At 40.7% G+C, this 12,769-nt stretch carries 12 protein-coding genes; 8 read left to right on the plus strand and 4 right to left on the minus strand.

Features of this window, described 5'->3' with window-relative positions:
* Positions 1-387 precede the first annotated feature (387 nt).
* From EKQ44_RS01505 to EKQ44_RS01530, 6 genes are all read left to right on the plus strand, one after another.
* On the plus strand, positions 388-1,590 hold the full coding sequence (locus EKQ44_RS01505; protein WP_237661753.1) for a M20 metallopeptidase family protein: 1,203 nt from the start codon (positions 388-390) through the stop codon (positions 1,588-1,590).
* Between the two features lie 18 nt (positions 1,591-1,608).
* Entirely contained in the window at positions 1,609-2,937 is a 1,329-nt protein-coding gene (locus EKQ44_RS01510) for an amidohydrolase (RefSeq protein ID WP_237661754.1), read from the plus strand.
* A 9-nt stretch (positions 2,938-2,946) separates the two neighbouring features.
* On the plus strand, positions 2,947-4,257 hold the full coding sequence (locus EKQ44_RS01515) for a helix-turn-helix domain-containing protein (protein ID WP_237661755.1): 1,311 nt from the start codon (positions 2,947-2,949) through the stop codon (positions 4,255-4,257).
* Between the two features lie 140 nt (positions 4,258-4,397).
* A complete protein-coding gene (locus EKQ44_RS01520) occupies positions 4,398-5,891 on the plus strand; it encodes an AbgT family transporter (RefSeq protein WP_237662536.1) in 1,494 nt (497 codons plus the stop codon).
* A gap of 94 nt (positions 5,892-5,985) precedes the next feature.
* Entirely contained in the window at positions 5,986-6,249 is a 264-nt protein-coding gene (locus EKQ44_RS01525) for an HPr family phosphocarrier protein (RefSeq protein ID WP_237661756.1), read from the plus strand.
* Positions 6,250-6,444: 195 nt separating this feature from the next.
* Entirely contained in the window at positions 6,445-7,434 is a 990-nt protein-coding gene (locus EKQ44_RS01530; protein ID WP_237661757.1) for an acyltransferase family protein, read from the plus strand.
* A gap of 365 nt (positions 7,435-7,799) precedes the next feature.
* Here the strand turns inward: EKQ44_RS01530 and EKQ44_RS01535 are convergent, their stop codons facing one another.
* Positions 7,800-8,255: a VOC family protein gene (locus tag EKQ44_RS01535; RefSeq protein ID WP_237661758.1), complete on the minus strand. Its 456-nt coding sequence runs from the start codon at positions 8,253-8,255 to the stop codon at positions 7,800-7,802.
* A 151-nt stretch (positions 8,256-8,406) separates the two neighbouring features.
* Complete coding sequence (locus tag EKQ44_RS01540) at positions 8,407-8,688, minus strand: hypothetical protein (RefSeq protein WP_237661759.1); 282 nt, start codon at positions 8,686-8,688, stop codon at positions 8,407-8,409.
* Between the two features lie 96 nt (positions 8,689-8,784).
* Between EKQ44_RS01540 and EKQ44_RS01545 the strand changes: the two genes are divergently transcribed.
* The gene (locus EKQ44_RS01545; protein WP_237661760.1) at positions 8,785-9,234 is read left to right on the plus strand and encodes an NUDIX domain-containing protein; all 450 of its coding nucleotides are present in this window, start codon (positions 8,785-8,787) and stop codon (positions 9,232-9,234) included.
* 369 nt (positions 9,235-9,603) lie between these two features.
* The gene (gene abc-f, locus EKQ44_RS01550) at positions 9,604-11,328 is read left to right on the plus strand and encodes a ribosomal protection-like ABC-F family protein (protein WP_237661761.1); all 1,725 of its coding nucleotides are present in this window, start codon (positions 9,604-9,606) and stop codon (positions 11,326-11,328) included.
* 62 nt (positions 11,329-11,390) lie between these two features.
* Here abc-f and EKQ44_RS01555 read toward each other — a convergent pair whose 3' ends face one another.
* Both EKQ44_RS01555 and EKQ44_RS01560 read right to left on the minus strand, forming a co-directional pair.
* On the minus strand, positions 11,391-11,906 hold the full coding sequence (locus EKQ44_RS01555) for a hypothetical protein (RefSeq protein ID WP_237661762.1): 516 nt from the start codon (positions 11,904-11,906) through the stop codon (positions 11,391-11,393).
* Between the two features lie 66 nt (positions 11,907-11,972).
* Positions 11,973-12,647, minus strand: coding sequence for a LysM peptidoglycan-binding domain-containing protein (locus EKQ44_RS01560; protein ID WP_237661763.1), 675 nt, complete (start codon positions 12,645-12,647; stop codon positions 11,973-11,975).
* Between the last annotated feature and the right edge of the window lie 122 nt (positions 12,648-12,769).

The following is a 12,769-nucleotide window of genomic DNA, read 5'->3' on the forward strand; positions in this document are numbered from 1 at the left end:
TTATGATTTTATTTCCGTTAACTTTAAGTACTCTCCAATAAAAACCAAAATTGCACCTAAAACAAGTAGTCCTGCACCAAGGGCGATTATACTTTGAGAAACATAACTCTCCATTTCATCACCTCCGGGCCCTTGTACTTTCTAAAAGTATGACTAAATAAAAGATAAAAAAATAATACTCGCTGATAACATTGTCATGTAGCCTATTCAAAAAATATGGAGAACGTGAGAGAGAAGTGTAATAAACAGAAAATAAAAAAAGTTCATTGAAATACAACTTCAGTATGTTAACATGTAATTACGGTATTAAAAAGGAATGTTTCCTTTAATGGGTAATTAGATAAAGAAAGGTCTTATCTTCAATATGAAAGGGAGTGCTACATACTAATGACCTCATCATTACCAGTCATAGATGAAAGATTACTTGAGCAACTTATTAATTTTAGACGGAACTTACATGAATTTCCGGAAGTAAGCGGAGAGGAATATGATACCTCCCAAAAAATCCAGGATCAATTAACGCAATACGGAATTCCATTCCGGGCTGGGTATGCCAAAACGGGGGTGCTTGGAATTATCAAAGGTGGTAAACCAGGTCCGACCGTAGCCCTCAGAGCCGATATTGATGCCCTTCCTATAACGGAAAAAACAAATCTGACGTTCTCATCTAAAAAGGAAGGGAAAATGCATGCATGTGGGCATGATGCACATACAACGATGCTACTTGGAGCAGGGATCTTATTAAACGAAAGAAAAGATGAGCTTTCTGGAACGGTGCTTTTGATATTCCAGCCTGCTGAAGAAGCTTCACCAAAGGGTGGAGCACAACCGATGATGGACGAAGGGGTTTTCGCTGAATTTGAACCGGATGTAATTTTTGGCCAACATGTATGGCCAGACCTTCCCGTAGGCCAGATCGGAATCCGGGACAAGGAAATGATGGGAGCAACCGACCGTTTCAAAGTGGTTATCAAGGGAGCCGGGGGACATGCCAGCATGCCGCATCAAACGAATGATGCCATCATTGCAGCTAACCACGTGGTCACCATGTTGCAGACGATTGTAAGCAGAAATATCAATCCCATTGATGCGGCAGTAGTAACTATCGGAAGAATCGAGGGAGGATACCGCTATAATGTCATCGCTGACAGTGTGTCACTGGAAGGTTCAATCAGAACCTACAAAAAACAAGTAAAAGAAGTGGTCAAAAAAAGGTTTTATGAAGTGGTCGAAAATGCGTCAAAAGCAATGGGAGCAACAGCTCAGATAGACTATATAGATGGATATGAAGCAACCATCAATACACCAGAATGGGCGGAGGTTGTAAGAGGTTGTGCTCAACAGGCACTAGATTCTAACACCGCGACACCAAACGTCGATCCTTCTTTAGGTGGAGAAGATTTTTCTAGGTTCCTCCATAAATATCCTGGTGCGTTCTTCTGGCTTGGTTCAGCAATTGAAGGAAGGGACATTCAAAAGCCGCTTCATGATCCGAACTTTGAATTCAATGAAAAGGCTCTGCCTATAGGAGTGAAAATGCTTGTGGACGTCACAGAAAAAGCTTTGGAAAAACTCCAGAATGAAAAATGAAGTGGGGGGGTTGCCTTTATGGATGTTTCTGAATTTGTGAACAATCTTGCCGACTCACTTGTTTCTTGGCGAAGGAAGCTTCATCAATACCCTGAGCTAGGATGGACCGAATACCAAACAACTTATCTGATTGGTTCTGAGTTGGTGCAGCTGGGATATGAGATATTCGTTGGTAAGGAGGCGCTGGTGACGGAGGAACGGATGGGTGTCCCGACGCATGAAACCCTACTTGCAGCAGAAGAGAGAGCAAGAAATCAGGGGGTCCCAGAAGCGTGGCTTTCCAAAATGAAAGATGGACATACAGGTCTTGTGGCAAAACTTGATACGGGAAGACCCGGAAAGCACATTACATTAAGGTTTGATATTGACGCCCTTCCTATAGCAGAAAATAAAGAGGGGCTTGCTGATCATTTGCCAGGGCTCCATGGATTTCAATCCCGTTATCCACATATAATGCATGCATGTGGTCATGATGGACATGCAGCGATAGGTCTGGGAGTGGCAACCTTCCTATCTGCACATCAGGAAAAACTTACAGGTTCGTTTACTCTGCTTTTCCAACCTGCAGAGGAAGGAAGCAGGGGAGCAAAATCAATGGTGGAAAAAGGGTGGCTAGATGACACTGATGTTTTCTTGAGCGGCCACATCGGAATATCACCGATGGAAGTGGGAGAGGTAGTGGCATCAGCTGGTGGTTTTCTTGCCACATCAAAGGTTGATGTGGTGTTTACCGGTAAATCGGCACATGCTGGGGTCGAACCGCAAGAAGGAAGGAATGCCTTGCTTGCTGCGGCTACAGCTTCCTTGCACCTCCATGCAATACCTAGACATTCTGGAGGAGAAACAAGAATAAATGTAGGTACCCTTCATGCTGGTAGTGGGAGAAATGTGATACCCGATCATGCAACAATATCGCTTGAAACGCGAGGAGAGACATCCGAACTAAATCAGTACATGGAAGATGAAGCATCTCGTATCATTCAGCATGCAGCATATCTTCATGGTATTGAAGCAGATATTCAAGTAGTGGGCAAAGGTGTGGAAGCAGCTAATGATACTGGTTGGAAAGAGTTCCTCGAAGCAGCAATCACTCACAGTGACAGAGTAACGAATGTGATGGAAACCCTCCCTCTGAAAGCATCAGAGGATGTTACTTATATGCTGAACCATGTAAGGGAACGCGGAGAAAAAGCGACCTACTTTATATTTGGAACACCTCTTGCAGCCGGACATCACCATCCATTATTTGATTATGAGGAAAAAGTATTGGAAGTTGCGGTAGAAGTGTATGTATCCTCTATTCTATCTTTACTCTTAGAGGAAGAGGAATCCAATATATTATTATGAGGTGAAGAAGTGAAAGTTAAAATAGGAATTGTCGGACCGACGGATTCGATAGAGCGAATTATGCAGGTAGGGAAAGAGTTTGAGGGTGTGGACATGCTATCCTTTTCCTATACTGTTTTGGAAGAGATCGATCAGTTCATCCTCTCGAACAAAGGGGCAGTGGATCAATGGATGTTCTCTGGACAAGTGCCATTTTCCTATGCAATGTCCAAAGCGCTTATCGAGAAAAATGAAGGAGGTTATGCCGAGCTTTACGGCTCCAGTTTTCTCGGCACTCTCCTTGAAGCGCAAATAAAAGAAAAGAAGATATTTGGAACCATTAGCCTTGATACCATCAAACAAAGCAGAATCGAAATGAACAGGGAATTTTTCTCCCTTCAATCCATTAACTTCCATTCCTATGCTTATGAGGGGTTTGTACCACCAGGGGACCTGGTTAAGTTTCACCAAGACTTGTATGAAGAAGGAAAAATAGAGATAGCTTTTACTTGTATTCAATCGGTAGCTGTCAAATTGAAGGAGATGGGTATACCTTGTTACCGGGTCATTCCTTCCGATCTTGCCATACTATCGACATTGGAAGTACTTATAGAACGGGCGCACTCCCTGCGTTACAGAAAATCACAAATTGCCATTCTGGGGGTGGAAGTCATCCATACTCAAGCATCCTTGGAGGAGATGCATTATTCCCATAAAATGAAAATCAAAGAGCTAGAATTGAAGCGGTTGATGCTTCGATTTGCAGAAGTGGTAAATGGTTCTTTTGTACAATTTGGGGATGGACTTTTCCTTCTTTTTACAACAAGGGGGGAGCTGGAATGGCATATTGAAGGAGATTCACTATTACAGTTGATGGAAGATATCAAGATGCAAAGTGATCTAAAGATTAGGCTTGGGCTTGGCTTTGGGGAAACCGTACTTGCAGCAGAAGAAAATGTGAGACAGGCCTTTCATCATGCAAGGGAGCAAAAGTCTTCCACGCTCGTTTGTGTGAACGAGGATAGGGATGTAACAGAGTTCTATAATGCAACAGATAAACTATCCTTTCAATCGCGGTCCTTGGGTCAGGAGTGGGAAGAGAAATTGAAAGATGTCAATATAAGTCCTACTATCGTTTCTAAGATAAAATCCCTTGCGCAATACTATCAAAAAGAGGTGATCACCTCACAGGACTTGGCAGGCTGGTTAAAAAGTACAGAAAGGAATGCGCGCCGCATCCTCACTGAGCTTGAACGCTCTGGACTTGTTAAGGTTTCCGGAGAAGAACAGTCTGGGCACCGCGGAAGGCCGAGAAAGATTTATACGCTATCATTTTTGTGAATTTGAAGGAAATCCTATTGAGATTTCCCAGTTCACAAGACGGTTTAAATGACTGAATATTTCGAATGGAAAAGACCTATACCTAAAAGGAGTGAGTGAAATTGAGCCAACTACAAACACAACAACAAAGATCAACCTCCATGCTTGATAGATTCCTCGGAGGCGTAGAAAGAATAGGTAATAAACTGCCCGACCCATTTATGCTATTTGTCTATTTATCTCTCTTTATTATTGCAGTTTCATGGGCAGTCCAACAATTTGGCGTGACAGTAGAGCATCCGGGTACAGGAGAAGAGCTGGCGATTAAAAGTTTACTGTCCGGTGAAGGAATAGAATTTATCCTGACCTCCATGCTAACTAATTTTACAGGTTTTGCTCCTTTGGGTCTTGTACTTGCAATGATGCTTGGGATCGGTCTGGCAGATAAGGTGGGGCTGATTGAAGCAGGAATCAAAAAGACAATCTTGAATGCCCCCAAAGCATTGATCACTTATGCGGTAGTAGTAACAGGTATTCTAGGTAACTTGGCTTCTGATGCGGCATTTGTTATTGTGCCTCCCCTTGCTGCCATGATTTTCTACACCATCGGTAGACATCCGCTTGCCGGACTTGCAGCAGGATTTGCAGGAGTTGGCGCGGGATTTACGGCAAATGTCATTGTGGCTGGAACAGACGCGCTTTTATCGGGTATCGCAACAGAGGCAATTAAACCTTTTGATGAAACGCTTATTGTAACACCGGTTGATAATTACTATTTCATGGTCGTTTCCGTATTTATTCTTTCGGTTGTTGGCGCATTGATTACAGATAAGATTATCGAGCCTAGGCTTGGTACTTATAAAGGTAAGGTGGATAAGGAATTGGAAGAGCCTGATCCTTTAGAAAGTAAGGGATTGAGGAATGCGGTTATTGCAGGACTTGTGTATCTGGTATTACTGGCTATCGCTGTATTTTGGCCTGAATCCATCCTTAGAAATGAAGATGGTGGACTCGTCCCATCGTTATTCCTGACAGCCATTGTACCGATAACACTTTTCTTTTTCATTGTTGTTGGAGTAGCATATGGGGTAACAGTCGGTAAGATCAAGAACACTGCAGATGTACCGAAGTATATGGCAGAATCGATGAAGGATATGTCTGGCTACATTGTTCTGATCTTTGCAGCTGCCCAATTTATCGCATACTTTAACTGGTCCAACCTTGGCATATGGATAGCCGTGAATGGCGCAGGGTTATTGGAAAGCATGAACTTGACAGGTATTCCGGGAATCATCGGGTTTGTCCTGCTTGCAGCCGTGTTGAATTTGATTATCTTCAGTGGATCTGCACAATGGGCATTGATGGCTCCGATTTTCATCCCGATGTTCTGGATGCTTGATTACCATCCTGCTTTCATTCAAGCGGCATTCCGTATTGCAGATTCATCCACCAATATCATTACACCATTGAACCCTTATATTATAGTCGTGCTGGCTTTTATGAAAGACTATGATAAAAAAGCGGGGCTTGGGACACTGATAGCGTTAATGCTACCTTATAGCCTCCTCTTCCTTGGGGTATGGATCGTTCTCTTGGTAATTTTCGCGTTAGCAGGAATTCCGTTCGGACCAGGTGTAGAAATGATGATCAAATAAGGTAGGCAAAAGTACTATTTTAAGAAAATTATTCATGAACCATAATTCCCTCACATACCATATATAAATTTGTGGTAATGTGGGGGGATTTTTTATGGTATCCAAACAAATAACGGTTGCACTCAAATATGGGCTCCACTCCAAAGCCGCCCAATATTTTGTTGGTAAAGCAAATAGCTATACAGCGGATATTCAAGTGGTCCGGCATAACAGGATCATTGATGCAAAAAGCATTCTGGGACTCCTGTCGCTTGGGATTGGTAAAGGAAACGTTGTGACAGTAAAAGCGGAAGGGTCGGATGAAAAAGAAGCCGTGGAAGGACTCACCCGTTTTCTAAAAGGGGAAGAAATGTACTAAGGATAGCAGGTGGATGTGGGAGTCCATCTGTTTTTTATTGGATGTTTTCGTATACTTTTATTCGTAAGGTAATTTTTACATTCCTCCAACGGACAGGTTCATGTTATACTCATCGAATGAATATATGTCCCATGTTTATGAAGTTAATAAACTTGGGTAAATACCTTCGTATAAGTAGAAATGGAGGAGAACACCATGAAAACTCGCGATTCCTTCTTTGATAATGCGAAGTTTATCTTAATTTTTCTAGTTGTATTCGGGCACATCATTTCCCCATATCGTGCAAATGATGAGTGGCTTGTGTCCATCTATCATTTTATCTTTATTTTTCATATGCCAGCCTTCATTCTATTGGCAGGGCATTTCAGTACCAACTTTCATAAAAAAGGCTATTATGTAAAAATCATAACGAGATTGTTAGTGCCGTATCTCATCTTACAGACGATTTATACGCTGTATTACAGTCAGCTTTATGCAGATCCATCTATGACATTGGAATACTTCACCCCAAGATGGGCGATGTGGTTCCTATTGAGTATGATTGCCTGGAAGCTGATGCTGCCCCTGTTTGGGAAGTTGCAGGCGAGATATAGTATACCGTTGGCAATTCTACTGGGTATCGTAATTGGTTTTGTTGATATACCCGAAAGATTTTTAAGTTTGGATAGAACGTTTTATTTCTTTCCATTCTTTTTGATAGGATACTATTTAACTAGGACAGACTTGTTTGAAAAGCTGAAAAATGGTGCATATCGTATGTATGCTACGACATTCCTAGTCGTGTTATTTGCTGGAATTTACATTTGGTTAGGCGGAATTGATGGAGCGAGTATCCTTTATGGAACTTACACCTTCTCTTCTGTAACGGATATGTTGATCCGTATTGGCATTTATGCTGGTAGCATGCTTGTGACTATTGCATTTTTTGCACTCGTGCCTAAAGATAAGTATATCTTCACAGGTATTGGAAGAAGATCGTTTTATGTGTATATCTTACACGGATTTATTATCAAATGGTTCTTTGAGACAAGCTTTGGCCAAGCTGTCAACTCTACTGCAGGATACGTGTTGCTTCTTTTATTGAGTATTCTTGTGACGGTGATAACAGGTAATAAATATGTGGTAAAAGCTATCCAGACCCCATTTGGGTATTTAAAGGAAAGCTTATCGTTGAAGAATGGATAATTAGATAATTAGTAGAGCCGCTCCGATAACCTTAATGGTTGCCGGGGCGGCTTTTTAGTGTTGGTCTCATTTGGTACGGAAGTATGTGAAAAATGGTGTGTTTTTTTATGAATACTGCCGCTTTTTAGATGTGGAAAAAATGGTTCGGTCATAAATCACCTTAATTTGGACAAATAAACCTTAAGAAACTGGAAGGTTCGGCCAATTCGCTGTGGTGTTCGGTCAACTTTTACCTAGGATTCGGTCATTTCAATTTTTGGTTCGGACAACTATCGAAAAACTTCGGCCAATTCTGTAAAAACTTCGGACATTTACTTCGACAGCTCCTAAAATAACTGGTGAAAGCCAAATATCACGAGCTGCCCTTACTGAAAAGTCTTTTCCCATTCGCTTAAATGCAAAACACCTAATTCAGGTTTGGGTTCCTGGTCGAGTAGGGCGAGATACTCCAAGCTATTTCCATCGGGATCTGAGAAATAATAGCAGGCAGCGGGCATCCATGCATGGACAACGGGTTCACTTGCGTGCAATCCAAAGCTCGGTGAAAGCGCAATGCCTTTTGCCTCTAAAAGCTGGGGCACGCTTCGTAATTGTTCAACCGTCACCTTAAAAGCAAAATGTGAAGGGACAAACTCATGTTCCTTGACCTCCCACACTCCTAACATCTGTTGTTTCTTTTCTGAATCACCTAAATAGAAAAATGCCACTCTCCGCTCCTCTAAAAGGTAAGCAAGCTCCAACCCCAGACTTTTATAAAATGCTACCGCCGACTCCAAGTTTACCGTTTTCACATGCGTTTCATATAATTCCGCGTTTTTCATGGAATGTTACCTCCTAATGTTCTTTAACTACTTTTATTATATTAGGAGTCTTTAAACCTGACCTCCGAAATAAGTGCGAGTATCCCGTACAACTTTAGACGGAAAAAAACACATAACCTGATGGGGTCATGTGCTATGGTTAAATAATATATTATGGAGTTTGTTTATCAAGTTTTTTTGGATCCATTTTGACAGTACGATAGTTGTTCACAACCCAGATCCCTAACAGGGAGAGTAGGGTGGACATCGTAATTACGGTTGGCAATAGGTCGGTGATGTTTGCAATTAGACTATATAACACTCCAAAACTGACCATTGTGAGAATAACACTGACAAAATGGATTTTTTTGTTCAGGTATGCCATCAAACCGCCACCTGAAAAAACAAGCATGCCAAGCAAGAATAGCGCAATCACTGGAAAAAGATATTCCATGTCTTGCATAACCTCCGTTATGATGGTTTCTGTTTCTTTATGAATAGTATATCATAAAACGGAGAAAAGATTCAGAAAAAGAACAGGGGGTCGCTTATGAAGGTTAGACAAGCGGTTGGTGCAATTGTAACAATAGGCAAAGAATACATACTAATATTCAAAACAAAAATAAATACCACAGAAGGAAAAAAAGAAGTTCAGGGTGAATGGGACTTTATCAAGGGTGGGGTGGAGAAAACGGATCCCTCTCTTTATGAGGCTATCCTAAGAGAACTGGAGGAAGAAACCGGAAAGGATACCTTTTCTGTTATAAAAGAATTTGAAGAAAAAATAAACTTTGATTTTCCTCAAGGTATCGCAGAAAAGATCGGGTATCATTCCCAAGAGACAACTATGTTTTTAGTTAAATATACAGGGGAAAACAAGAAATGGTTGCCACTAGATGACGAGATCAGTGAGATAGGTTTCTATAAAAAAGAAGAGGTGCTTAAAAAGCTTGCCCACGAGGAATCAAGGGAATACTTCATAAAACATTGTTTAAATTAGGATTGACAATATCTAAAAGGGAAAATATACTAATAGTGCAAGACTATACGAGAAAAGGAAGGTACAAGGTGCGATGTGGAATTAATCTATTTTTTTAGGAGTGAACTCATGTGATTGATAAAATGAGAACCCTGGAGAATTGGATTAGTCTGCCCATTTTTACCTGCCATAAGTATCGATGTATAGTTGTGCCGCTATCCATGATGGATTAGTGTTATTTTGTGATACTTACTTGTAGAATAGGCGTTGTTTGCATATGCAATCGACTTTTCTTTGAAACCTCTCCAGGATTCTGGGGAGGTTTTTTGTGATGATTGATACGTTGGCTGCCCATTTATAAACAAAAAAACAATAATGAGGTGCATATGTATGACCATGATTCTACAAGTAAAACAAGTGAATAAAAGTTTTGGAGAACGGGATATTTTGAAGGATATATCCTTTGATATAAAAAATGGTGAAAAAATCGGGTTGGTTGGATGGAACGGAGCAGGGAAGACGACGTTGATGAAGTTGTTGATGGGATCCATACTACCTGATTCAGGAAGTATTAGTACATTTCCAGTTTCTTTAAAAATCGGATATCTGCCGCAAAGCACAGATTATACCATTCATACAGAGAAAGAAATGAGAGAGGATGCCAAAGACCTTTTACGTGCTGCAAGTGAAATGGGTTTGGTTAAATCCATTACAAGAGATGGTGCTTCGTCCGGCACCTTAAGTGGTGGAGAGAGACTTAAACTAGCATTGGCAAAAATTTGGTCCCAATCACCCCAGCTCCTTTGTCTCGATGAGCCGACAAACCATATGGATATGAAGGGTGTTAACTGGCTAGTTTCAGAACTGAAAAAATTTGCTGGTTCAGCCATCATCATCTCTCATGACAGATACTTCTTAGACAAGACGGTTTCTAAGATTTACGAAATAGAGGATTGCAAGCTAATGGAGTATGAAGGTAATTACACAGCCTATCGCCAAGAGAAACAGCGTCGTCTTGATCAGCAAGCGCGTGACTATGGAAAGCAACAACGCAAAATCAAATTGATTGAAGATCAAGTTGCAAACTTGAAGCAGTGGTCAGAAAAGGCGCATAGGGAGGCTGGGAAAAGAGATAACCCTGGTGAGCGAAAACAGATGGGCTTAAAGGAGTTCGAGCGGGTAAAGGCGAAGAAAAAAGATAATCAAATCAAATCCAAGACAAAAAGGCTGGAGCTTGAACTGTCCAAACATAAAGTTGAAAAGCCGAAGGAAGAAATCCAGGTCAAATTTGAGTTTGAAACGGACGGTAAAAGAGGAAAAAGAATTCTGGAAGCGAAAGGGCTAACCAAGCACTATGGAGAACGTCTGCTATTTGAAAAAAGCCATTTTTACGTGAAGCATGGAGAGAGAATTGGGTTAATTGGTGAAAATGGAGCAGGGAAAACCACTTTTATAAAGATGTTAATGGAACAGGAATCTACTACAAAAGGCTCCCTATGGAAAAGTTCTTCCCTGAAAATTGCCTATCTAAGCCAGGAAGTCAGTGACATGCCCTTGGGTAAAAATGCAATGGAATATTTAGATCTTATTGAATGGGAACGTGTTTCCAAAGCCCGCACGATTTTTGCGAATATGGGGATGCATGAGGAAAAGCTCACAAAGCCACTTAATACCTTAAGCCTTGGTGAAAAAACCAGAGTCAAATTGGTACACATGATCATGCAGGAATATGATGTATTAATACTGGACGAACCGACGAATCATCTGGACCTACCGAGCAGAGAACAGATGGAGGCTACCTTGTCTACGTACACTGGTACGCTCATTGTCATCTCCCATGACCGGTATTTCATTGAAAAACTTTGCGACAAGTTGCTTGTGATTGAAAATAAAAGAATCAAACGAGTGGAAACAGGTCTATTGGAGTACGAAGATAGTAAAAAGAAGCAGGTGTCACCTTCTGAAAAAGAAACCAAGGAAAAGATTGCGGTTTTGGAAGCGAAGATTACCGAACTATTGGGGAAAATCAGCATGGTGAATAGAGACAGTCAAGAATATTTCGACATGGATGATGAGTTACACAAGTTAATGCAATTAAAAAGAGAATTGGCCTGAATAAATAAAGAGACTGACATTAGGTTTGACATTTCCTAATGTCAGTCTCTTTTCATTTTTCATCATGTAGCTGCAGAACCAGAACTGTTTTGTGAGCGTCTTCTCTTCTGAATGGCATTCATGCCCATTACAACTGCTACCAATTCTTCCGACCCTAAATCGGGTGTGTAATCAGATAATTCAAAGGCCGCTGCCTCAAAGAAGCTATCGGTTCTTTTGAATTCTGCAGCCAAATCATCGTTTTTATCAAATAGAGTATATTCCCTTGAAAAGGCAGGGCTTTCCAAGCGATAGATTCCTCGACCGTGTGCTTTGTATTCATAGATGGATTTGAAGAAGGCGAACCGTCCGCGCAGTTCTCCTATCTCTTTTTCCTCATGATCTTTTACGTACCATTTGTTTGAGAAAAAACCGAAACTTCCACTTAAAATGATTTTTCCATCCGGAGTTTTTATATCCACAGCAGCAGAAAAAGCACTCCTTAAATCTATCTTTCCAATAATCTTTTGATTCTCATTATATATATCCGTTTCTCCAGACGAGAAGAAGTTATCTGAAAAATAGACAGTCTTTTTCATTTGCTGTCCCTCCTTTATTCTATATCTACTATTACGAATATGAATGAAGATAGTTTCAAAATTAATTTAGTTTAGTCTCAATTTTTGTCCAGAATAGATGGTATTGGAGCTGAGTTCATTAAGTTCTTTTAAGACAGCAACTGATGTTCCGTATTTTTTAGATAACGAATACAAGGTGTCCCCTTTTTTTACTGTGATAGTGAAGCTCTCTGGTGGTGGGGAGAGGTATAGTTTTTGGCCGACCTTTATGGTGTCAGAAGTTAAGTGGTTCCAGTCTTTCAATTGCTCGATGGAAGTGTTAGCTTTTTTAGCTAAAGAGTATAGAGTATCTCCTTTTTTTACCTCCATAATGACAGGTGCTTTTACTAAAAGTTTTTGGCCGGTATAGATATTATCATAGGCTAACAGATTCCATTCTTTTAACATTTTCACGGTAGTTCCATGAGTTTTTGCAAGGGAGTAGAGGGTATCACCCTTTTTCACAACGATGTCTGTTGCTTCTTTTATAATGAGTTTCTCTCCAGCAATAATCTTGGAACTTGTTAGATCATTCATCTTTTTGAGCTCATCGATAGTGACATTGTATTTCTTTGAAAGACTGTAAAGCGTATCCCCTTTCTTGATGGTGATAACCTTATTAGTACTTGCAGCAAAAGCAGGTTCATAGGATGAGAATCCAAGTGCACCTGAAAGTCCTAGTGTAATAGCCAATGCAAGTAAAGCTCTTTGATGTTTTTTCATGTTGAACACTCCAATATAGAAAATTTTGATTACACTTACTTTGACGTAGTTAGAGGAAATTTGTCGCTTGTACAAGAAAAATAGGTAAGCCCATTTTTTTAGAAAGGCTCTGTAAGACCACA

This window comes from Sutcliffiella horikoshii, from assembly GCF_021991925.1.
Classification (GTDB): Bacteria; Bacillota; Bacilli; order Bacillales; family Bacillaceae_I; genus Sutcliffiella_A; species Sutcliffiella_A horikoshii_F.

What these genes read in the sequence shown, in the direction of transcription:
- EKQ44_RS01505 (WP_237661753.1), top strand. Translation starts at nt 388, where the DNA reads ATGACCTCATCATTACCAGTCATAGATGAAAGATTACTTGAGCAACTT.
- EKQ44_RS01510 (WP_237661754.1), top strand. Translation starts at nt 1,609, where the DNA reads ATGGATGTTTCTGAATTTGTGAACAATCTTGCCGACTCACTTGTTTCT.
- EKQ44_RS01520 (WP_237662536.1), top strand. Translation starts at nt 4,398, where the DNA reads ATGCTTGATAGATTCCTCGGAGGCGTAGAAAGAATAGGTAATAAACTG.
- EKQ44_RS01525 (WP_237661756.1), top strand. Translation starts at nt 5,986, where the DNA reads ATGGTATCCAAACAAATAACGGTTGCACTCAAATATGGGCTCCACTCC.
- EKQ44_RS01530 (WP_237661757.1), top strand. Translation starts at nt 6,445, where the DNA reads ATGAAAACTCGCGATTCCTTCTTTGATAATGCGAAGTTTATCTTAATT.
- EKQ44_RS01535 (WP_237661758.1), bottom strand. Translation starts at nt 8,255, where the DNA reads ATGAAAAACGCGGAATTATATGAAACGCATGTGAAAACGGTAAACTTG.
- EKQ44_RS01540 (WP_237661759.1), bottom strand. Translation starts at nt 8,688, where the DNA reads ATGGAATATCTTTTTCCAGTGATTGCGCTATTCTTGCTTGGCATGCTT.
- EKQ44_RS01545 (WP_237661760.1), top strand. Translation starts at nt 8,785, where the DNA reads ATGAAGGTTAGACAAGCGGTTGGTGCAATTGTAACAATAGGCAAAGAA.
- abc-f (WP_237661761.1), top strand. Translation starts at nt 9,604, where the DNA reads ATGACCATGATTCTACAAGTAAAACAAGTGAATAAAAGTTTTGGAGAA.
- EKQ44_RS01555 (WP_237661762.1), bottom strand. Translation starts at nt 11,906, where the DNA reads ATGAAAAAGACTGTCTATTTTTCAGATAACTTCTTCTCGTCTGGAGAA.
- EKQ44_RS01560 (WP_237661763.1), bottom strand. Translation starts at nt 12,647, where the DNA reads ATGAAAAAACATCAAAGAGCTTTACTTGCATTGGCTATTACACTAGGA.